Source organism: Streptomyces cinnabarinus (assembly GCF_027270315.1).
Taxonomy (GTDB): Bacteria; Actinomycetota; Actinomycetes; order Streptomycetales; family Streptomycetaceae; genus Streptomyces; species Streptomyces cinnabarinus.
Genome location: NZ_CP114413.1, coordinates 5,669,636 through 5,689,804, shown reverse-complemented (window position 1 = coordinate 5,689,804; position 20,169 = coordinate 5,669,636). Strand labels below are relative to the sequence as shown.

Sequence of the window (20,169 nt, the reverse complement as noted above, 5' to 3'; positions counted from 1 at the left end):
GGGCCATGCCGTGTACGACGTGCGGGAGTTCGGAAGTGTGGGGGTGCGTCAGCTCAGGACGGCGAGGGCGTCGATCTCGATGAGCAGGCCCGCGGGGAGGCCGACGTAGACGGTGGTGCGCGCGGCGGGCGGGGCGGTGAGCCGCTGGTCCTCGAAGTACTGGTTGTAGATCTCGTTCATCTCGGCGAAGTGGGCCACGTCGGTGAGGTAGACGCGGATCATCATCACGTCGTCCCAGGAGGCGCCGCCCTCCTCCAGGATCGCCTTGACGTTGGCGAGGGTCTGGAGGGTCTGCTCGCGCAGGGTGGGCCCGGCGGGGGTGGGCGGCTTGCCCTCCTCGGCGGGCAGGAAGCCGACCTGGCCGGCGACCTGGAGGAGGTTGCCCTTCTTCACTCCGTGCGAGAACTTCGCGGGCGGGGTGGTGTGGGTCTTCGGGGTGAGCGCGATCTTGTCCGACTTGTTGGTCTGGCTCGTCATTCGGGGTCCTTTGCTGGGGTCTTGCCGGAGTACTCGCCGCTGATCCCGTCCGCGGTACGGCGGACCAGCGGGAGCAGGGTGAGGAGTTCGTCGGCGGTGACGACGACGTTGGGCGCGGACACCGACATCGCGGCGACGACCCGGCCGTCCGCGCCGCGGACGGGGGCGGCGACGCAGTTGATGGACTCCTCGTGGCCGCCGAGGTCGGTGGCCCAGCCCTGTTCGCGCACCTTGTCCAGCTCGCGCAGGAAGGCGGGTGCGTTGGGGGTCGAACGGGACGTGTACATGGGGTAGTCGAGCTTCTCGGCGAGCACCCGGCGCTCGTGCTCGGGCAGATCGGCGAGCAGCAGCTTGGCGACGGCGGCGACGGTGATGGCGACGGGCTTGCCGATCCGGGAGTACATCCGCACCGGGTAGCGGCTCTCGACCTTGTCGATGTACAGCACCTCGTCCTCCTCGTACACGGCGAGGTGGACGGTGTGGCCGCACTGCTCGTTGAGGCGTACGAGGTGGGGGTGGGCGATCTCGCGGATGTCGAGGTTCTCCATCGCCTCCTGGGCGAGGGCGATGAGCCGGGCGCCGAGGCGGTAACGCTGGTCCGACTGGCGGTAGACCATGCCGTGCTCGTGCAGGGTGCGCAGCAGGCGCAGGGCGGTGGACTTGTGCACCCCCAGGCGGTCGGCGACGGTGCCCAGGTCGGCGGGGCCCTCGGCGAGCAGCGGCAGGATGCTGAGCGCGCGGTCGACGGTCTGGCTCATGGGGTGCGTACCTCCTCCTCGGCCCGCGGATCGGCCTGTGTCCAGCCGGGGCCGAGTCGAAGTCTCCCCCACACGTCGTCCGCGACGGCCGCCAGACGGTCGGCGGTGTCGCGGGTCGGGGGTACGGCGAGGTCTCCGGGGGCGGTGAGGGCGGCGGCGGCCCAGAGGTGCCCGTGCCGCAGGCGCTCGCGCGCGGGGAGGTTCCGGAGGGTCGCGGAGAGATATCCGGCGGCGAAGGCGTCCCCGGCGCCGGTGGTTGCCACGAGGGTTACTCGGAGGGCGGGTTCGAAGGTGACGTGGGTGGGCGTCGGTGAGCGGTACTCGACCGCCCCTCTCGCTCCTTGCTTCACGACCAGCACCTCCGGCTCCGGCAACAACTCCCGGATCTCCTCAGGGCCGCCGGTCACCCCCCACGCGCTCTCCGCCTCGTCCTCGCCCACGAACACGATGTCGGCGCCCCGGGCCAGTTCCAGCAGCACCCGGGGGCCTTCCGTGCCCCGCCACAGGCCGGGGCGGTGGTTGACGTCGAAGGAGATCAGGGGGCGGTCCGGGCGGGGCGCGGTCAGGGCTCGCAACAGGGCCAGGCACTGGTCCGACAGGGCCGCCGTGATGCCGGAGAGGTGCAGCACACGCCCCGGTCCCGGGTCGACGTTCGCCACGGACATCGCCGAGGCCGCCGAACCCGCCCGGTAGTACGCCACCTCGTGCGCGTCCGTCCCCCGGTCCCCCGCCGTGCGGAAGTACACCCCCGTCGGCCGCGAAGGGTCCCGGCGCACGGACGAGACGTCGACGCCGTACGAACCGATCGTCTCCACCAGGTGGTCGCCGAAGCCGTCCGCGCCGACTCGGCTGACCCAGCGCACGGAGTGTCCCGCGGCCGCCAGCGCGCAGGCGACGTTGGACTCCGCGCCGCCGATCGACCGGTCGAAGGACGGCACCTCGGCGAGGCGCCCCGGCCGGGTGGGCAGGAACGCGACCATGGACTCGCCCAGCGCGACCACATCGACGAAGTCGCAGGCTCCGGTACTGGTCACGATCGTCGTAGCTCCCCACCCTGGTACTCGTCCTTGTGCTCGTGTTGGCCGAGATGTTAGACAGCAGTAAGCGACATACGCAATGAACGTTGCAGACAGCGCAACGCTACTGATCAGGGAGGCCCCATGCCCGCTGAAGCGCTCGCCCGTCTGGCCGAGGAACGCATCGACCACCGCTTCAAGGGCCTTCCGCCGGACGCCACGGGCCGCACGGTCCGCGAACTGGCGGCCGAGCGGCGCAACCTCTTCACCGACGGCTTCGCCACCCCCGTACTCGCCCTCTCCGCCGAGCGGCTCGACCACAACCTCCGCCTCATGGAGACCTACGCCGAACGCCACGGCCTCGCCTTCGCCCCGCACGGCAAGACCTCCATGGCCCCGCAGCTCTTCCGGCGGCAGATCGAGCACGGCGCCTGGGGCATCACGCTCGCGGTGCCGCACCAGGTCTGGGTGGCCCGGGAGTTCGGCATCGAGCGCGTCTTCCTCGCCAATGAGCTCGTGGACGCCGCCTCCCTGCGCCGTATCGCCGCCGAACTGGCCGCCGACCCCTCCTTCCGGTTCATCTGCTACGTCGACTCCGTGCGGGGCGTGGAACTGATGGACGCGGCCCTGGAGGGCGCCGCCCGCCCCCTGGACGTCGTCGTCGAACTCGCCGCGGGCGACGGCGCGCGCACCGGTGTCCGTGCCGAGGCCGAGTGCGTGGCGGTCGCCGACGCCGTGGCCGCCGCCCGCGGGCTGCGGCTGGTCGGTGTCGCGGGGTACGAGGGCGAGGTCCCGCAGGCGACCCCGGAGCGGGTGGACGCCTATCTGCGCCGACTGGTCGCCCTGGCCGCCGACTTCGACAAGGCGGGCCGGTTCGCGGACACGGACGAGGTCGTCGTCAGCGCGGGCGGCAGCGCCTGGTTCGACGCGGTGGCGGAGGTGTTCGCGGAGATCCCCGAACTCTCCCTGCCCGTGCTGAAGTTGCTGCGCTCGGGCGCGTACGTCTCGCACGACGACGGCCACTATCGCAAGCTGACCCCGTTCAACCGGGTCCCCGAGGAGGGCGCCCTGGAGCCCGCGTTCCGGCTGTGGGCGCAGGTGGTCTCCCGTCCCAGCGCGGAACAGGGCTTCCTCAACGCGGGCAAGCGGGACGCGGCGTACGACCTGGATCTCCCCTTCGCCCAGGTGATCCGCCGGGACGGCACCGAGCGCCCGGCCACCGGGGTCTCGGTGACCGCCCTGTCCGACCAGCACGCCTGGCTGCGGACGACGCCCGAGGCGGATCTGGAGGTCGGCGACTGGGTCGGCCTCGGCCTGTCCCACCCGTGCACGTCGTTCGACAAGTGGCCGCTGATCCCGGTCGCCGAGGCGGACGGCACGGTCGTCGACTACATCCGTACGTTCTTCTAGAGACGCAAGGCCGAGGGAGGCCCGCTGTGCTGGACCTGGTCATCCGGGACGCCGAGGTGGTGGACGGCTCCGGCGCCGACTCCTACCGCGCCGACGTGGTGGTCGACGACGGCCGGATCGTCGCGATCGTGCGCGAGGCCGCGGCGGCGGGCTGCCAACGGCCCACGGCGATGCGGGAGCTGGACGCCGAGGGCCTCGTCCTGGCCCCCGGTTTCATCGACATGCACGCGCACAGCGATCTGGCCCTGCTGCGGGACCCGGACCACAGCGCCAAGGCCGCGCAGGGCGTGACGCTGGAGGTGATCGGCCAGGACGGGCTGTCGTACGCGCCGGTCGACGACCGTACGCTCGCCGAGGTGCGCCGCGCGATCACCGGCTGGAACGGCTCCGGCGACGACATCGACTTCGACTGGCGGTCGGTGGGCGAGTACCTCGACCGGCTGGACCGCGGTATCGCCGTGAACGCGGCCTATCTCATCCCCCAGGGCACGGTCCGGGCGCTTGCCGTCGGCTGGGAGGACCGCGAGGCGACGCCCGAAGAACTGGACCGGATGCGGCAGTTGGTCGCCGAGGGCCTGGAACAGGGCGCGGTCGGCCTGTCCTCGGGCCTCACCTACACCCCCGGCATGTACGCCAAGGACGCCGAACTGACCGAACTGTGCCGGGTGGTGGCCTCCTACGGCGGCTACTACTGCCCGCACCACCGCTCGTACGGGGCGGGCGCGCTGGAGGCGTACGCGGAGATGGTGGCGCTGACCCGGGACGCCGGGTGCGCCCTGCACCTGGCCCACGCGACGATGAACTTCGGCGTGAACAAGGGCCGGGCACCGGAGTTGCTGGCCCTGCTGGACGACGCGCTGGCGTCCGGCGCGGACATCAGCCTCGACACCTACCCCTACACGCCCGGCTGTACGACCCTGGCCGCGCTGCTGCCGAGCTGGGCGAGCGAGGGCGGCCCGGAGGCGGTGCTGGCGCGGCTGCGGGACGACGCGACGGCCGAGCGGATCCGCCACGACCTGGAGGTCATCGGCTCGGACGGCTGCCACGGGGTGCCGATGGACTGGGCGACGATCGAGATCTCGGGGGTGAACGACCCGGGGCTGTCGGAGCACATCGGCCGCCGCCCGGCCGACTGGCCGACCGCCCGGAACCTGCTGCTCGCGGACCGCCTCGGCACGACGATCCTCCAGCACGTCGGACATGAGGAGAACGTCCAGGAGATCATGCGCCACCCGGCCCACACCGGCGGCTCGGACGGCATCCTCCAGGGCACCAAGCCGCACCCACGGGCCTACGGCACCTTCCCGCAGTATCTCGGCCGGTACGTACGGGAGTTGGGGGTGCTGTCGCTGGAGGAGTGCGTGGCGCATCTGACGTCCCGCCCGGCGGCCCGGCTGCGGCTGCCGGACCGCGGGCTGGTCCGTGAGGGCTACCGGGCGGACCTGGTGCTGTTCGACCCGCGGACGGTGGCGGCGGGCTCGACGTACGAAGAACCGCGGAAACTCCCGACGGGCATCCCCTACGTCCTGGTCGACGGCCGTTTCGTCATCGAGGAGGGCCGCCGGACGGATGTGCTGGCGGGGCGGGCGATCCGCAGAACGCCCGCCCACTGAGCCACTAGGGCTTGGGCAGCACGCACCCGGCGGCGCTGAGGTCGAGCTTGTTGTCGATGCCGAAGCAGGCCGGGATCTGGTAGGTCTCCTGGGCGTAGTTGATGCCCTGGCGGACTGTGACGTTGCCGCTCTGGTCGACCTCGCAGGGGTTGTTGTCGGTGCAGCGCTGGCCGTCCTCGTTGCCGGTGTTGTTCACGGCGACGACCTTGCCGGTGGCCTGGTCGAGGACGGGCGAACCGGACGTACCGCCGATGGTGTTGCAGGCGGAGGTGTACCGGAGGGAGTCCTTCCAGGTCCAGTCGCCCTCCTTCAGGCGGTAGGCGAAGCCGTCGACGGAGCAGTTGTAGATCCGCTTCCAGTAGCCGGAGACGACACTGATGGCGGTCCCGGCGACCGGGTGGGTGTCGTTGAGGGTGAGCGCGCTGATGCCGTACGAGGACCTGATCTGCGCGTAGGTGCGGGTGAGTTGGTAGATCGCGGCGTCGGTGTCGGTCATCGTCGCGTAGGCGATCTTGCTGGCGCGCAGGGTGCCGACGCGGGTGCCGGCGGAGTTGAGCAGCCCGAAGGAGCGGGAGGACGCCTGGTCGACGACGACCTCGCCGGGGCCGGGGAATCCGCTCTCCAGGCAGTGCCCGTTGGTGAGCACGAGGGCGGGGTCATTGTCCTCGGAGTCGGGCATCCGGACGACCGAGCCCGAGCAGTTGCTGAGCGACACGGTCCCGGCGAAGTTGACGGCCTGGATCGCGGGTGCGGCGCTGTCGCTTTGCTCCGGAGCGGCGACCGCGGGTGCCGCGCCGGCCCCGGCGATCACCAGGGTGAAGAGCGCGGCGACGAGAGGCTTTCTCATGTGGGGGGTCCCCTCTTGCAACAAAGGCAGCCGGAGATCTTCCGGCCGCCCGCAGATTTGTCATGCGCATTGTTGTTTGAGGGGGCGGTGAGAACAAGCGGTGATTTCCGGCCACGCCCGAGGGACGTCGGCGCCGTGAGACCTACCTCGGCTTCTTGGTGGCGCCCGCGCCGTTGCCCGGGTTGCTGCCGGAGTTGCCCGGGCCCGCGTCTTCCGAGGTGGCGGTGGGAGCAGCCGTCGGAGAGGTCTCCGCAGGAGAGGCGGACTCGTCGTCAGGCTCGCTCGCGTCCTTCGACGCGCTCGCATCAGGGGACGTCGTCGCGCTCGGTCCGGCCGAGGAAGCGGTGGACGTCGGCGCCGGGTCGGTCGCCGTGACCTCGTCCGAGGGTGCGCCGGATTCGTCGGTCACCGAGCGGGCCGGGCCCTTCCCGCCGTCCGGACCGGAATCGGACGAAAAGGCGAAACCGGCGACCAGGGCCGCGACCGAAACCGCACCCAGCGCACCGGCGCCCACCAGCGCGCGACGCCGGTTGGCGCGGCCGCGGCGCGCCCGGCGGGCGGCCCGCCCTTCGGGCGTGTGCGACAGCTCGGTCGTGTCGTCGTACACGCTCTGCCAGCCGTGCGCGGCGGCCGGGTCGGCGTACTCCTCGTAGTCGGGGGTCGACGCGGCCCGCGGGACGTAAACGTGGGGCGGATCGTCGGGATGCGGTGGCCTGGACATGGCCGCGCATTGTAGAGACGGGAGGGGCCCCGGGAACAGCGCTCGGCGATAACCTCCCAAATCACCCGTCTCATGTGGTGGGAAACACGGCCCAAGCGGCGTTACCGGGCCGTAAGCTCACCGACATGCAGGTGATCCAGTCGACCAAGCTCGCCAATGTCTGTTACGAGATCCGGGGCCCGGTTCTCGAGGAGGCCATGCGGCTGGAGGCGGCGGGGCACCGCATCCTCAAGCTGAACACCGGCAATCCGGCCGCCTTCGGGTTCGAGTGTCCGCCCGAGATCCTCGAGGACATCCTGCGGAACGTGTCCTCCGCCCATGGGTACGGCGACGCCAAGGGCCTGCTCGCCGCCCGCCGTGCCGTCGTGATGCACAACCAGACCCTCGGCATCGAGACCGACGTCGAGCACGTCTTCATCGGCAACGGCGTCTCCGAGCTGATCGTGATGGCCATGCAGGCGCTGCTGGACGACGGCGACGAGGTCCTCGTACCGTCGCCCGACTACCCGCTGTGGACGGCGGCGGTGTCGCTGTCCGGCGGTACGGCGGTGCACTACCGCTGCGACGAGCAGTCCGACTGGATGCCCGACCTCGCCGACGTGGAGCGGAAGATCACCGACCGCACCAAGGCGCTGGTCATCATCAACCCCAACAACCCCACCGGCGCCGTCTACGACGAGGCGATGCTCAAGGGGCTCACCGACATCGCGCGCCGGCACAACCTGCTGGTCTGCTCCGATGAGATCTACGACAAGATCCTCTACGACGGGGCCACCCACACCGCGACCGCCAGGATCGCCCCCGACCTGCTGACCCTCACGTTCAACGGTATGTCCAAGGCGTACCGGGTCGCCGGGTACCGCGTCGGCTGGATGTCGATCTCCGGGCCGCGCGCCCACGCCGACTCCTACATCGAGGGCCTGACGATCCTGGCGAACATGCGGCTGTGCGCCAACATGCCCGGTCAGCACGGTGTCGTCGCGGCACTGAGCGGCCGGCAGACCATCAAGGACCTGGTGCTGCCCGGCGGGCGGCTGAAGGAACAGATGGACGTGGCCTACGAGCTGCTCACCCGGATCCCCGGGGTGAGTTGTGTACGGCCCAAGGGCGCCCTCTACCTCTTCCCCCGCCTCGACCCCAAGGTCTACAAGATCAAGGACGACCGGCAGCTCGTGCTGGACCTGCTGCGGCGCGAGAAGATCATGGTTGTCCAGGGGACCGGGTTCAACTGGAGCGAGCCCGACCACTTCCGGGTCGTGACCCTGCCGACCGTCGGTGATCTCCGGGACGCGGTGACCCGGATCGGGACCTTCCTGGACGGCTACGGCCAGCCCTGACCGGCCGTTTTAAGAGCGACTCAACTTTAGACGGAATCTAAGCTAGGATGGCTTCCTGTCAGAGCACAGGAGGCCATCCCCATGTACGAACCGATCCGCACCAAGTCGGTCCACAGCACGATGGCCGGCACCACCTCCGACTTCCCCCACCGGACGCGCGAGGAGGAGCTGGACATCCAGCTGGCGGGCCATCTCGCCGCACTGCTGGCGGTGACCGACGAGCTGCGCGCCCAGACCCCGTCCGCCGACCTGGACACCGCCGCCGAGCGCCTCGCGGAACAGGTGACCCGACTGCGCGGCGGCCTGGTGCGAGCGGTACCCGCGACCGACCCCCGGGCCCCCGAGGCCCTCCATCAGCGGGCCCACACCCTCGCCGGACGGGCCCTGGTCGTCGCGGCCTCGCGCGCCGACACCGCGGTAGCCATCCTCACCGCCGAACGCATGGACGCCCACGCCGCGGCCCTCGACCCCCGCGAACTCGCGTCCCACTGAGCCCCCCGGGCTCCCCCTGACGGCCCCGGTCCGCGCGCACCCGCAGCGACGCGCGGACCGGGCGCCACACACCCCGTCGGCCCCGGTCCCGGGAATCCTCGGTTCCCGTTGCATTCCGGGTCCGCCCCTTCACCCCCCGTTCATGCGAGGCGCCCCGGAACGTGGGGTTCCGAGAGCACTCTCCTCGCGTGAGACGAATCGCAGGAATCGTCCTCGCGGTGTTGCTGATCGGCGGCGTGGTGGCTGCTGTCGTGGCGGGCCGGGACAACGGGGACACGGGCACGGCAACGAAGACCGTGCGGGCAGTGATCGGATCGGAGAAGGCGGAGTTCTTCGCCGATCCCGACGTGGTGAAGGCCCTCGCCGCCAAGGGCTACACCGTGCGGACGGAGACGTCCGGGTCCTGGGCGATGGAGGGGCTCGACCTCAAGGGGTACGACCTCGCCTTCCCCTCCAGCCAGGCACCCGCCGATGAGCTGGCCGACAAGTTCCAGGCCCGCCGGCCGTTGCCCCGGCCCTTCTACTCGCCCCTCGTCGTCGTGGCGCACCGCAGCGCCGCCGAGGTGCTGGTGGGCAACGGGCTGGCCGAGCTGGACGGTGGGCATCGCGGCACCCTGAGGATGGATGCCTATCTCGACGCCGCCCGCGCCGACCGGACCTGGCAGCAGCTCAAGGGGGCCGAGAAGTACGGGGAGTTGACCGGCACCCTCTTCATCGCCTCCACCGACCCGGAGACCTCCAACTCCGGCGCGCTCTACCTCGCCGCGGCCTCCTATGTGGAGGGCGGCGGCCGGGTCGCCGCGAGCGGCAAGGACGTCGACGCCACCGCGCCGCTCATGCGCAAGCTCATCAGCGTGCAGGGTGCCCAGCAGCCCAGCACCGACGCCGCGTTCCGGGACTTCGTCTCCGGCGCCGGGAACCCGCTGGTGCTGGTGTACGAGTCGCAGGTCGCGGCACTCCTCGGACAGGGGACCGGCGAGGGCGTGGACGACCTGACCGTCCTCTACCCGGACACCACCGCCAACAGCGACCACACCGTCGTACCCCTCACCGAGCAGGGCCGGGCGCTCGGGGAACTGCTCAGCACCGACCCGCAGTTGCGCGCTCTCGCGGTGCGGCACGGGTTCCGGCCGCAGGGCGCCACCGCCGAGTTCACCTCGGCCACCGCAGCGCACACGGCCTATCTCAACCAGAAGCTCACCGGTGTCCGGCAGGCGCCCGTGCCCACCTCCGCGGTGCTGCACGACATGGCGCGCCGGGCCGGATCCTAGGGGGAACCGCAGATGGCAGAAGAAAGCTTTACGCTCACCCCGCCCGAGGCCGTCGCGCCCGTGCCGCGGGAGAAGGCGGGCGGGCTGGTGCCCGTCGAGGACAGCGTCCGCGCGGGCATCGCGCAGAAGGCGTCCGACTACGTCCGGTCGCTCGCCGCGCTCGACGCCCGCTCCCCCGAGTTCGCGGGCAAGGTCGGGGAGATCACCGCGCTCGGCTCGGGCGAGATGCGCAGCGCCGCCGCGCAGTCCAACCGGATGCTGGAGCGGACCATCCGCAGCCTCCCGGACCAGGGCGGGGACGCGCAGTCGCAGGTCGCGGGCTCGCTGGTGGAACTGCGGCGCGTCGTCGAGGACCTGGACCCGCGTGACCTGCCCGCCGCCAAGGGGCGCAAGTTCCTCTCCAGGCTGCCCGGCGGCAACAAGCTGCGCGACCACGTCGCCAAGTACGCCTCCGCACAAGGGACGCTCAACAAGATCGTGGGCTCGCTGCGCGGCGGTCAGGACGAACTGCGCCGGGACAACGCCGCGTTGCAGACCGAGCGGGTGCGCCTGTGGGAGACCATGGGCAAGCTCCAGGAGTACGTCGTCCTCACCGAGGCCCTCGACAACGCGGTGGAGCAGCACATCACCGGCGTCCCCGACCCGGACACCGCCGACTCGCTCCGCGCCGACGTGCTCTTCCCGGTCCGCCAGAAGCACCAGGACCTGCTCACCCAGCTCGCGGTGTGCGCGCAGGGCTACCTGGCCATGGACGTCGTACGGCGCAACAACGACGAGCTGATCAAGGGCGTCGACCGGGCCGCGACCACGACCGTGTCGGCGCTGCGGATCTCCGTCATGCTGGCCTCCGCCCTCGACAACCAGAAGAAGGTCATCGAACAGGTCAACGCGTTGCGCGGGTCCACCGAGGACCTGATCCGGGGCAATGCGGAGATGCTCGCGACGCAGGGCGGGGAGATCCAGCGGATCGCCGCCGACCCGGCAGTCGGCGCGGAGACCCTGCGCGGCGCCTTCCAGCAGATCTACCGCACCCTGGACGCGATCGACTCCTACAAGGTCCAGGCGACCGAGGTGATGGCCACGACGGTGGAGAACCTGACGGCCGAACTCCAGAGCGCCTCTGCCTACTTGGAGCGCAGCCGGACCCGGGGGGCGCTGGACGGGGGCCTCGGATGAGAGCCCGCGCCGCAGCAGTCCTCGCCGTCGTCCTGCTGGCCGGCGCCTGCACCGGCGAGGGCCACCGGCAGCCCGACTCCCCCACGACGGGCACCCTGCGCGTCCTCGCCTCCAGCGAACTGGACGACATGAAGCCGGTGCTGGACCTCGTCGAGCAGGACACCGGCATCACGGTCAAGCCCACCTACATCGGCACCCTGGACGCGGTGGAGCTGCTGGCCGAGGGCGGGGTGGACGGCAAGTACGACGCCCTGTGGCTGTCCTCCAACGACTATCTGCGGCTGCGTCCCGAGGCGGCGAGTAAGGTCGTCTCGGAGACGCCGGTGATGAGCAGCCCGGTCGCCATCGGCGTGCGGTCGGCCACCGTGGAGAAGCTCGGCTGGAAGCCGGAGGACGTCACCTGGTCCCAGGTCGAACAGGCCGTGCGGGACGGGAGACTGACGTACGGCATGACCGATCCGGCACGCTCCAACTCCGGTTTCGCCACGCTGGTCTCGGTCTCCTCCGCGCTCTCCGACGCCCAGTCGGCGCTCACCGACGCGGATGTGAAGAAGGCGGGCCCTCGTCTGAAGGAGTTCTTCCGGGGGCAGCAGCTGACCTCGGGGTCGTCGGGCTGGCTGGCGGCGGCCTACGAGCGGCGCGGGGACGTCGACGCGATGCTCAACTACGAGTCCGTGCTCATGGGCGTCCCCGGCCTGACCGTGATCCGCCCGAGCGACGGTGTCGTCACCGCTGACTACCCGCTCTCCACGCTCGCCTCGACCGACGCCGACACCCGCGAGAAGGTGCGTCTGCTGACCGAGTCGCTGCGCGGCCTGGACCTCCAGAAGGAGATCACCGACCTCACGCACCGCCGCCCGGTCGTCCCCTCGGTGGCACCGGGAGCGGGCCTGGACACCGGCCGACGGCGTGAACTGCCCTTCCCGGGCAGCCGTTCCGTCGCCGACGGGCTGCTCGACTCCTACGAGAACGAGCTGCGCCGCCCCTCGCGGACCGTGTACGTGCTGGACACCTCCGGCTCCATGGAGGGCGACCGGCTGGCCGGTCTGAAGTCCGCGCTCACCGGTCTGACCAGCGACTTCCGGGAGCGCGAGGAGGTCACACTGATGCCGTTCGGCTCGGCCGTGAAGAGCGTGCGCACCCATGTCGTGGACCCCGCCGACCCGGATGCGGGCCTGGAGGGGATCCGCGAGGACACCGAGGCGCTGACCGCCGAGGGCGACACCGCCATCTACACCTCCCTGGAGGAGGCGTACGACCATCTCGGCTCCGGCCAGGACACGTTCACCTCGATCGTGCTGATGACGGACGGCGAGAACACCGCGGGCGCCGAGGCGGACGAGTTCGACACCTTCTATGCCGGCCTCGACCGTGAGCGGCGCGGCACGCCCGTCTTCCCCATCGTCTTCGGCGACTCCGACCGGTCCGAGCTGGGCCACATCGCCGACCTGACCGGCGGTCGGCTCTTCGACGCCCAACAGGGCTCGCTGGACGACGCCTTCGAGGAGATCCGTGGCTATCAGTAAGTACCTGGAGTCACGCAAGAACATCGCGGGCAGCGTGTGCGGGCTGGCCGGGCTCGGGCTGACCTTCGCCGGGGTGGCGGGCCCGTACTGGCCGGCCGTCGTGGCGGGACTGTACGGCGCGGGCGCGCTGATCGCCCCGCCGGAGCGGCCCGAGCCGCCGGACTTCCCGGATCCTTCGGCCCAACTCGACGAACTGCGGGGCGACTTCGAGAAGCTGAGCGAGTATCTGATGGAGGTGGAGCTGTCCCCGGCATCGGCCGGACAGCTCACCGAGCTGACGAACCTGCTGACCGCGCTGCTCGCTCCCGGCTGGTCCACCCAGCTGCTCGCCCAGGACCCGGAGGGCCTGCACACCCTGTCCCGGGCGGTACGGCAGGACCTCCCCGAGGCCGTGGACAGCTATGTACGGGCGCGCTGGTGGACCCGCCTGACACCGGGCCAGGAACCTCCGGAACGCCACCTGGAACTCCAGCTCGCCCTGCTCCGCCAGGAGGCGGAGACCCTGGCGGCGACCCTCCGCGACACCGAGGCCCGCCGCCAGGAGACCCACAGCCGGTACTTGGAGGACCGGGGTGGGGGCTAGGGCCCGTCCGACGACAGGCCCTGGGGGTCAGCGCGTGACGTAGACCGTCGCCGAGGCGGTCGAGGACGTGTGCAGGTCGTCGCCCGGCCAGGTGACCTTGTACGTCGTCTCGCGTCGGGTGCGGGGGATGTCGTTGATGGTGAAGGTGCCGTCCGCGGCGACCGTCACCGACGACAGGGTGCCGGTGCCGAGCCGGTCGGTGCGCTCGACCTTGAGCACCGCCCGGTCCGGGAGCGCCTTGCCCTGGGCGGTGAAGGTGCCGGTGATCTCGACGCCGGTGCTGAGCGAGGCCTCCGCCGGGGCGGTGAGCGCGATCGAGGTGGGCGCCTTGCCGACGGACACGGTGTGGGTGACGTCGGTGGCCGGACGGTGGGTGAGGTCGCCGAGGTAGGAGACCGTGTAGGTGGCGTCCCCGAGCAGGTCGGGCTCGTCCAGGACGGTGTAGGAGCCGTCCGCCTTGACGGGGAACGTGCCGAGGTCGTGGGTGCCGTTCGCGTCCGTGCGGGTCGCCTTGACCTTCAGCGGCTCGGCGGGCGCGGGTCCGTCGTACTCCAGACGCCCCCGCACCGACAGCGGCTCGCCCGCGACGGCCTGGGCGGGGCTGTGCGTGAACGTTTCGCTGAGGCGTACGTCGTACTGGACGGCCGGGGGCTGGACGACGTGCAGCCAGTACTGGGTGCCGGCCGCGTTGGTGGTGACCGTGAAGAGCCGGGAGCCGTCGGCGGACCACTCGATGCCGCGCGGAGCCACCCGGTCGCCGTCGAGGCTGCCCTCGTAGACGAACTCCAGCGGAGCGGTGGCGTCCGTCGGGTCGGCGGGCTGCACCAGCAGGTCGGGGGTGGAGCCGGTGGCCGAGGAGCCACGCGCGACGTACCTGCCGTCACCGCTGAAGCCGACGGCGCTCGCCGTGGCCCCGGACGGCAGGGCCTGGTAGCCCTCGGCCGCGTCGGACAGGTCGGAGGTGTTCAGCAGCCGGTGGCCGTGGGCGGCGTCCGCGACGCCGACCTTGCTGCCGTCCGCCGAGAACGCCATGTCCTTCAGGTTCAGCGCGCCGGTGCCGTCGGCGGCGGCGAAGCGGCGGGCGGCGTTGCGGACCAGGGTGCCGCCGCTGGTGTCGAAGACGGCGACGAAGGGGTTGGCCGCGTTCGCGTTGGGCGGCTGGCCCATGAGCATCCGGTCACCGGGGCCGGACTTCAGCTGGAGCTTGCCGTAGTCCTGCCAGTTGGTGCGCCCGGCCAGACTGTCCAGGTTCGAGTACGCGGTGGTGTCGCAGTTCGGGGTGTAGGCGGCGTACGGCGTGGTGTAGTACAGCTGGCCGCCGGAGAAGGCCATGCTGCGGCCGCAGTTGTCGAAGGACGCGGAACGCTCGTAGTCCACCACGTAGGTGGTGGTGTCGACCTTGAGGATGTACTCCATCCCGCCGGCGTACAGCGTGCCGGCGTCGGCGCTGAGCGCCAGACCGGAGATGTACTGCGGCGTGGTGATGGTGGTGACGCGCTCGCCGTCGAAGGTGTACACCGCGATGGTGCCGCGGTTGTAGGTGCTGCTGGTCTGGGCGTCGGCGACGTACACCCGCTGGTGCACGTCATCGACGACCAGCGCGGAGTACGACGTGATCGGCAGCTTGGCCACGACATCGGAGGCCGCCGCGTGCGCCGCGGGTGCGACGGCGACGGTCAGACCGGTCCCGGCGAGTGCGGCGGCGAGAACCGTGGCCGCGAGACGTCCGGTACGGTGTGCGCTCTTCAACTGTGCCCCCCACAGGCTGTGTTGGGCCTCACCGGGAGCGGTGAGGCCCGCGTGGCCCCCATGTAACAGGGGTGAAGATCCTGTGATCAAGGGGGCGCGTGGAGGGTGCGGCGATCAGGGGCAGCTGATGCGGGTGTCGCCCGGGTCCGTGGTGCAGGTGTCCGTGTTCGCGCCGCCGTTGGCGGTGTCGTTGCCGGAGACGCTGTCGACGGTGTTGAGGCTGTCGTAGCCGTAGTTGCCGATCAGGTTGTCGTTCCCGGCACCGCCGTTGAGGGTGTCGTTGCCGGAGCCGCCGTCGATCCGGTCGTTGCCGAAGCCGCCGTGGACGGTGTCGTTGCCGTAGCTCGCGTTGACGGTGTCGTCGCCGCCGAGGGAGCAGATGACGTCGGTGCCGGAGGTGCCGGTGATGGTGTCGTTGCCGCTGGTGCCGATCCGGGTGCAGCCGCGGGCGTTGTTGACGGTGGTGGTGACCGTGACCGTGTTGTTGGTGGCCGCCGGGTCGGACTGGGTGGCCGTGACGGTGGCCCGCTGGGTGAGGGTGCCGGTCGCGCGGGGTTCGGCGACGACGGTCACGACGACCTGCGCGCCCGCGGCGAGGCTGCCGAGGGTGCAGGTCACGGCGGTGGTGCAGGTGCCCTGGGTGGTGGTCGCCGAGATGACGGTGCGGGCGGGGCCGGTGAAGGTGTCGGTGAGGGAGACTCCGGTCGCCGTGGCCGGGCCGTTGTTGGTGACGGTCACGGTGTAGGTGGCCCGGTCGCCGATGCTGACCGTGCCGGGGCCGGACTTCGTCACCGCCAGGTCCGCGCCGGAGGGTTGCGGCGTTCCGCCGCCCTGGAAGCGGGCGAGCGCGAAGTCGCCCTCGGCGCCGCCCCGACCGGCCGCGACGATCTTCCCGTCGGACTGGACGGCCACGCCCCGCACGGAGTCGCCGCCGCCGAAGTCCGCGGTCGCCACGCCCCCGCTGCCGAAGCCGGTGTCCTGGCTGCCGTCGGTGTTGTAGCGCAGGACGGCGAAGTTCCCGCCGGCTCCGTTGCTTCCGGCGAGGACGATCCGGCCGTCGGCCGGCTGGAGCGCCAGGTCCCAGGCCGCGCCTCCGGAGACGACGACCTTGCCGTCACCGTCGAAGCCCGTGTCGAGGGAGCCGTTGGTGTGGTAGCGGGCCAGGCTGTCGCCCCCGGCGGCGACGATCCGGCCGTCGGACTGGAGCGCGAGCCCCTCCACGGTCTCGTAGTCGCCGAAGTCGGTGCGGACCATGCCGTCGCCGTCGAAGCCGGTGTCGAGGTCGCCGTTGGTGGTGAAGCGCATCAGCGAGAAGTCGAAGCGGGTCGAACCGACATCACCCCCAACGACGATCTTCCCGTCGGGCTGCAGGACCAGGGCGTGGGCGCCGCCGCCCGCCTCATTGGGCTCCGGCGAGGGGTCGGCGGTCACCGTGCCGTCGCCGCCGAACGAGGTGTCCGGGGTGCCGTTGCCGTTGAGGCGGACCACCGCCACCTCGCCGCCGGTGTAACCGGCCACGACGATCCGGCCGGACGAGTCGATCGCCACGTCGCGGGCCTCGGTCGGACCGTCGATGTCGGCGAAGAACCTGCCGTCATCGCTGAAGGTGTTGTCCAGGCTGCCGTCGCTGTTGTACCGGGCCACCGTGAACCAGCAGCAGTTCTCGTAGCCGCGCCAGCTGTAGCCCGCGACGACGATCCTGCCGTCGGGCTGCAACGCCACGGCGTTGGCCTCGCTCCACTGGAGGTCCGGCTCCATGTTGTTGATGGCGGTCGTCACCGTGCCGCCGTCACCGAAGCCGGTGTCCGGGGTGCCGTCGGCGTTGTGCCGGGTCAGCGCCCAGCGGCCCTCCAGCACCGAGTAGTCGGTGGAGGTGCCGACGGAGACGATCTTCCCGTCGGGCTGCACCGCCACGTCGTAGGCCTGATCGTCGTCGGCGAGGTCGGTGACGACCCGGCCGTCGCCGCTGAAGTCGGTGTCGAGGTCGCCGGGGGCAGCCGTCGCGGTGCCGGGCAGGGTCAGGACGAGGGCCAGTACGGTCGCCGCGACGGTCCCGGCGCGGGCCAGGACGGGTCGGCCGCGGCGCCATGCCCGCCGTACAAGAGGTGTGCGCATGGGCGCCAGCCTTCCGCCGGGCGCCCGCCCGCCGGCGCTCGCCACGAGCGGCGTTGCCCTCACCGGACGCAGGAATTCCATCCCAGCGGGGGAGCGCGCAGCACGGCCCCGCACGCCGTTGTGCGGGGCCGGGTTCGTGACATCGTGCCGCCACCCGCGGCCGGCCCGTGACGATCACTGGTCAGGGCTCCCATCGGAGGCCGGCCGCGGGGGTCTGTGAGGGGACTGACTAGCCCAGGCGCTCGACCAGCGCGTGGTACTCGTCCCACAGCTCCTTCGGGGTGTGGTCGCCGAAGGTGTTGAGGTGCTCGGGGACCAGCGCGGCCTCCTCGCGCCAGATCTCCTTGTCGACCGTGAGCAGGAACTCCAGGTCGGCCTCGGGCAGTTCCAGGCCCTTGGTGTCGAGGGCGCCCTTGGCCGGCAGGACGCCGATCGGGGTCTCGACGCCCTCCGCCTTGCCGTCCAGGCGCTCCACGATCCACTTCAGGACGCGGCTGTTCTCGCCGAACCCGGGCCAGACGAACTTGCCCTCGTCGTTCTTGCGGAACCAGTTGACGTAGTAGATCTTCGGGAGCTTCGCGGCGTCCTTGTCCTTGGCGACGTCGACCCAGTGGCCCATGTAGTCGCCCATGTTGTAGCCGCAGAACGGCAGCATGGCGAACGGGTCGCGGCGCAGCTCGCCGACCTTGCCCTCGGCGGCGGCGGTCTTCTCGGAGGCCACGTTGGCGCCGAGGAACACGCCGTGGTTCCAGTCGAAGGACTCGGTCACCAGCGGTACGGCGGTGGCGCGCCGGCCGCCGAAGAGGATCGCGGAGATCGGGACGCCCTTGGGGTCCTCCCACTCGGGCGCGATGATCGGGCACTGGGACGCCGGGACCGTGAAGCGGGCGTTGGGGTGGGCGGCCGGAACGTCGGACGCGGGCGTCCAGTCGTTGCCCTTCCAGTCCGTCAGGTGGGCCGGGGTCTCCTCCGTCATGCCCTCCCACCAGATGTCGCCGTCGTCGGTGAGGGCGACATTGGTGAAGACGGAGTTGCCCCACAGGGTCTTCATCGCGTTGGCGTTGGTGTGCTCACCGGTGCCGGGCGCGACGCCGAAGAAACCGGCCTCGGGGTTGATGGCGTACAGGCGGCCGTCCTCGCCGAAGCGCATCCAGGCGATGTCGTCGCCGATGGTCTCCACCGTCCAGCCGGAGATCGTGGGCTCCAGCATGGCGAGGTTGGTCTTGCCACAGGCGGACGGGAAGGCGGCGGCGACGTACTTGGACTCGCCCTGCGGGGGCGTGAGCTTCAGGATCAGCATGTGCTCGGCCAGCCAGCCCTCGTCCCGCGCCATCACCGACGCGATGCGCAGGGCGTAGCACTTCTTGCCGAGCAGGGCGTTGCCGCCGTAGCCGGAGCCGTAGGACCAGATCTCGCGGGACTCCGGGAAGTGGGAGATGTACTTGGTCTGGTTGCACGGCCACGGCACGTCTGCCTGGCCGGCCTCCAAGGGCGCCCCCACGCTGTGCACGGCCTTCACGAAGAAGCCGTCCTCACCGAGCTCGTCGAGGACGGCCTGTCCCATGCGGGTCATGGTGCGCATGGAGACGGCGACATAGGCGGAGTCGGTGATCTCCACGCCGATCGCGGACAGCTTGGAGCCGAGCGGGCCCATGCAGAACGGGACGACGTACATGGTCCGGCCGCGCATCGAGCCGCGGAAGACGCCCTGCTCGCCGGAGAAGACCGCACGCATCTCCGCGGGGGCCATCCAGTGGTTCGTGGGGCCCGCGTCCTCCTCCTTCTCGGAGCAGATGAAGGTGCGGTCCTCGACGCGCGCGACGTCGGTCGGGTCGGAGGCCGCGTAGTAGGAGTTGGGGCGCTTGATCGGGTCGAGCTTCCGGAAGGTGCCCTTCGCCACGAGCTCCCCGCACAGGCGCTCGTACTCGGCCTCGGAACCGTCGCACCAGACCACGTTGTCCGGCTGGGTCAGTTCGGCGATCTCGTTCACCCACGAGATCAGTTCCTGGTGGTTGGTGGGAACGACGGAGGGAGCCGCGTTGTCGCGCGCCACGATTGCTCCTAAATGAGGGATTTTTTGTTGGAGGCCCCGTGGGGGCTGCGACCCGGATGCCTGCCAGAGGGGTACCTGGCGCTCATCCGGTGCCGACCGCACTCATTTGATCATCCGACGGGAGTGCGCATATGTCCAGAGGGCGTCACAGGTGAGCGAGCGTGAGGCTGGCCACGTCCGCTTCAGCCGGAGGCCGTACAGGCGTCAACTCCCGTGAGATGATGGCCACTCTTGCTGTCCGGACTGCTACGTAACCTACGGTTCCGTAGGTACGATTCGGACCATGACTGCGTCCGTCCCCGACGCGCCCGCGGACCTGCCGGCATCCGGCCGTGGTTCCGTCGCGCTCTCCCTGCATCCGGTCAAGCCCAAGCTCCGGGGCTGGCTGCATCTCGGCATGTTTCCGGCCGTGCTCATCGCGGGCCTGGTGCTGACCGCCCTCGCCGACTCCTCCAGAGGCCGCATGGCCTGCGGGATCTACGTCCTCACGGCCTGTCTGCTGTTCGGCGTGAGCGCGCTGTACCACCGGGGCAACTGGAGCCCGCGGATGGACGGCATCCTGCGCCGCCTCGATCACGCCAACATCTTCCTGATCATCGCGGGCACCTACACCCCGCTGACCCTGCTGCTCCTGCCGGGCGCCAAGGGGCAGTGGCTGCTGTGGGGGATCTGGGCGGCGGCGGCCGCGGGCATCGTCTTCCGGGTCTTCTGGGTCGGCGCCCCGCGCTGGCTCTACACCCCCTGCTACATCGCCATGGGCTGGGCGGCCGTCTTCTTCCTGCCCGACTTCATGCGCTCGGGCGGCATCGCGGTCCTGGTCCTGGTGATCGTCGGCGGCCTCCTCTACAGCGCGGGCGGCGTGATCTACGGCATCAAGCGCCCGAACCCCTCACCGCGCTGGTTCGGCTTCCACGAGGTGTTCCACTCCTTCACCCTGGCGGCGTTCGTCGTGCACTACGTCGGCATCTCCCTGGTGGCGTACCAGCACGGATAGCCCGTCTCCGGCAGAGCGAGGGCCACGGTTC

17 protein-coding genes are annotated in these 20,169 nt (G+C 70.9%); 9 read left to right on the top strand and 8 right to left on the bottom strand.

Translation table 11 applies throughout. The annotated features are described in order from the left end of the window. Nucleotides 1–48 precede the first annotated feature (48 nt). The 3 genes from STRCI_RS25850 to STRCI_RS25840 are packed head-to-tail and all read right to left on the bottom strand — an operon-like array spanning nt 49 to nt 2,269. The gene (locus tag STRCI_RS25850) at nt 49–477 is read right to left on the bottom strand and encodes a RidA family protein (protein WP_269661351.1); all 429 of its coding nucleotides are present in this window, start codon (nt 475–477) and stop codon (nt 49–51) included. Continuing rightward, nucleotides 474–1,235, bottom strand: coding sequence for an IclR family transcriptional regulator (locus STRCI_RS25845; RefSeq protein WP_269661350.1), 762 nt, complete (start codon nt 1,233–1,235; stop codon nt 474–476). The genes STRCI_RS25850 and STRCI_RS25845 overlap by 4 nt, the downstream gene beginning before the upstream one ends. Then, on the bottom strand, nt 1,232–2,269 hold the full coding sequence (locus STRCI_RS25840) for a sugar kinase (RefSeq protein ID WP_269661349.1): 1,038 nt from the start codon (nt 2,267–2,269) through the stop codon (nt 1,232–1,234). Before STRCI_RS25840 ends, STRCI_RS25845 begins: the two co-directional genes overlap by 4 nt. Nucleotides 2,270–2,395: 126 nt before the next feature. Here STRCI_RS25840 and STRCI_RS25835 point away from each other — a divergent pair, with 126 nt between their 5' ends. After that, entirely contained in the window at nt 2,396–3,661 is a 1,266-nt protein-coding gene (locus tag STRCI_RS25835; RefSeq protein ID WP_269661348.1) for an amino acid deaminase, read from the top strand. A gap of 26 nt (nt 3,662–3,687) precedes the next feature. Further along, complete coding sequence (locus STRCI_RS25830; protein WP_269661347.1) at nt 3,688–5,274, top strand: N-acyl-D-amino-acid deacylase family protein; 1,587 nt, start codon at nt 3,688–3,690, stop codon at nt 5,272–5,274. A 4-nt stretch (nt 5,275–5,278) separates the two neighbouring features. Here the strand turns inward: STRCI_RS25830 and STRCI_RS25825 are convergent, their stop codons facing one another. Together STRCI_RS25825 and STRCI_RS25820 are read right to left on the bottom strand one after the other, a co-directional pair. After that, nucleotides 5,279–6,121 carry a S1 family peptidase gene (locus tag STRCI_RS25825; RefSeq protein ID WP_269661346.1) on the bottom strand — a complete coding sequence of 281 codons (843 nt, stop codon included), beginning with the start codon at nt 6,119–6,121 and terminating at the stop codon, nt 5,279–5,281. 142 nt (nt 6,122–6,263) lie between these two features. Continuing rightward, entirely contained in the window at nt 6,264–6,842 is a 579-nt protein-coding gene (locus STRCI_RS25820; RefSeq protein WP_269661345.1) for a hypothetical protein, read from the bottom strand. Between the two features lie 125 nt (nt 6,843–6,967). Here STRCI_RS25820 and STRCI_RS25815 point away from each other — a divergent pair, with 125 nt between their 5' ends. From STRCI_RS25815 to STRCI_RS25790, 6 genes are all read left to right on the top strand, one after another. Continuing rightward, nucleotides 6,968–8,179, top strand: a complete 1,212-nt coding sequence (locus STRCI_RS25815) for a pyridoxal phosphate-dependent aminotransferase (RefSeq protein WP_269661344.1) — start codon at nt 6,968–6,970, stop codon at nt 8,177–8,179. 81 nt (nt 8,180–8,260) lie between these two features. Beyond that, a complete protein-coding gene (locus STRCI_RS25810; protein ID WP_269661343.1) occupies nt 8,261–8,671 on the top strand; it encodes an SCO4983 family protein in 411 nt (136 codons plus the stop codon). Nucleotides 8,672–8,859: 188 nt separating this feature from the next. Then, nucleotides 8,860–9,942 (top strand): substrate-binding domain-containing protein, encoded by a 1,083-nt coding sequence (locus STRCI_RS25805; protein ID WP_269661342.1) that lies wholly within the window; start codon nt 8,860–8,862, stop codon nt 9,940–9,942. Between the two features lie 12 nt (nt 9,943–9,954). Then, on the top strand, nt 9,955–11,118 hold the full coding sequence (locus tag STRCI_RS25800) for a toxic anion resistance protein (protein ID WP_269661341.1): 1,164 nt from the start codon (nt 9,955–9,957) through the stop codon (nt 11,116–11,118). Beyond that, a complete protein-coding gene (locus STRCI_RS25795; protein ID WP_269661340.1) occupies nt 11,115–12,644 on the top strand; it encodes a vWA domain-containing protein in 1,530 nt (509 codons plus the stop codon). The genes STRCI_RS25800 and STRCI_RS25795 overlap by 4 nt, the downstream gene beginning before the upstream one ends. After that, complete coding sequence (locus tag STRCI_RS25790; protein ID WP_269661339.1) at nt 12,631–13,227, top strand: hypothetical protein; 597 nt, start codon at nt 12,631–12,633, stop codon at nt 13,225–13,227. Before STRCI_RS25795 ends, STRCI_RS25790 begins: the two co-directional genes overlap by 14 nt. A gap of 27 nt (nt 13,228–13,254) precedes the next feature. On the opposite strand, the gene STRCI_RS25785 is transcribed toward STRCI_RS25790, so the two are convergent. The 3 genes from STRCI_RS25785 to STRCI_RS25775 form a co-directional block, all read right to left on the bottom strand. Continuing rightward, complete coding sequence (locus tag STRCI_RS25785) at nt 13,255–14,976, bottom strand: Ig-like domain repeat protein (protein ID WP_269661338.1); 1,722 nt, start codon at nt 14,974–14,976, stop codon at nt 13,255–13,257. Between the two features lie 114 nt (nt 14,977–15,090). Next, the gene (locus STRCI_RS25780) at nt 15,091–17,091 is read right to left on the bottom strand and encodes a beta-propeller fold lactonase family protein (RefSeq protein ID WP_269661337.1); all 2,001 of its coding nucleotides are present in this window, start codon (nt 17,089–17,091) and stop codon (nt 15,091–15,093) included. A gap of 229 nt (nt 17,092–17,320) precedes the next feature. Continuing rightward, complete coding sequence (locus STRCI_RS25775; RefSeq protein ID WP_269661336.1) at nt 17,321–19,144, bottom strand: phosphoenolpyruvate carboxykinase (GTP); 1,824 nt, start codon at nt 19,142–19,144, stop codon at nt 17,321–17,323. A 283-nt stretch (nt 19,145–19,427) separates the two neighbouring features. On the opposite strand from STRCI_RS25775, the gene trhA reads away from it, so the two are divergent. After that, on the top strand, nt 19,428–20,138 hold the full coding sequence (gene trhA / locus STRCI_RS25770; RefSeq protein ID WP_269661335.1) for a PAQR family membrane homeostasis protein TrhA: 711 nt from the start codon (nt 19,428–19,430) through the stop codon (nt 20,136–20,138). The last annotated feature ends 31 nt before the right edge of the window (nt 20,139–20,169 follow it).

Coding starts and splice junctions, on each gene's coding strand:
- STRCI_RS25825 (WP_269661346.1), bottom strand. CDS start 6,121: ATGAGAAAGCCTCTCGTCGCCGCGCTCTTCACCCTGGTGATCGCCGGG.
- STRCI_RS25850 (WP_269661351.1), bottom strand. CDS start 477: ATGACGAGCCAGACCAACAAGTCGGACAAGATCGCGCTCACCCCGAAG.
- STRCI_RS25835 (WP_269661348.1), top strand. CDS start 2,396: ATGCCCGCTGAAGCGCTCGCCCGTCTGGCCGAGGAACGCATCGACCAC.
- trhA (WP_269661335.1), top strand. CDS start 19,428: ATGACTGCGTCCGTCCCCGACGCGCCCGCGGACCTGCCGGCATCCGGC.
- STRCI_RS25820 (WP_269661345.1), bottom strand. CDS start 6,842: ATGTCCAGGCCACCGCATCCCGACGATCCGCCCCACGTTTACGTCCCG.
- STRCI_RS25800 (WP_269661341.1), top strand. CDS start 9,955: ATGGCAGAAGAAAGCTTTACGCTCACCCCGCCCGAGGCCGTCGCGCCC.
- STRCI_RS25845 (WP_269661350.1), bottom strand. CDS start 1,235: ATGAGCCAGACCGTCGACCGCGCGCTCAGCATCCTGCCGCTGCTCGCC.
- STRCI_RS25780 (WP_269661337.1), bottom strand. CDS start 17,091: ATGCGCACACCTCTTGTACGGCGGGCATGGCGCCGCGGCCGACCCGTC.
- STRCI_RS25815 (WP_269661344.1), top strand. CDS start 6,968: ATGCAGGTGATCCAGTCGACCAAGCTCGCCAATGTCTGTTACGAGATC.
- STRCI_RS25810 (WP_269661343.1), top strand. CDS start 8,261: ATGTACGAACCGATCCGCACCAAGTCGGTCCACAGCACGATGGCCGGC.
- STRCI_RS25795 (WP_269661340.1), top strand. CDS start 11,115: ATGAGAGCCCGCGCCGCAGCAGTCCTCGCCGTCGTCCTGCTGGCCGGC.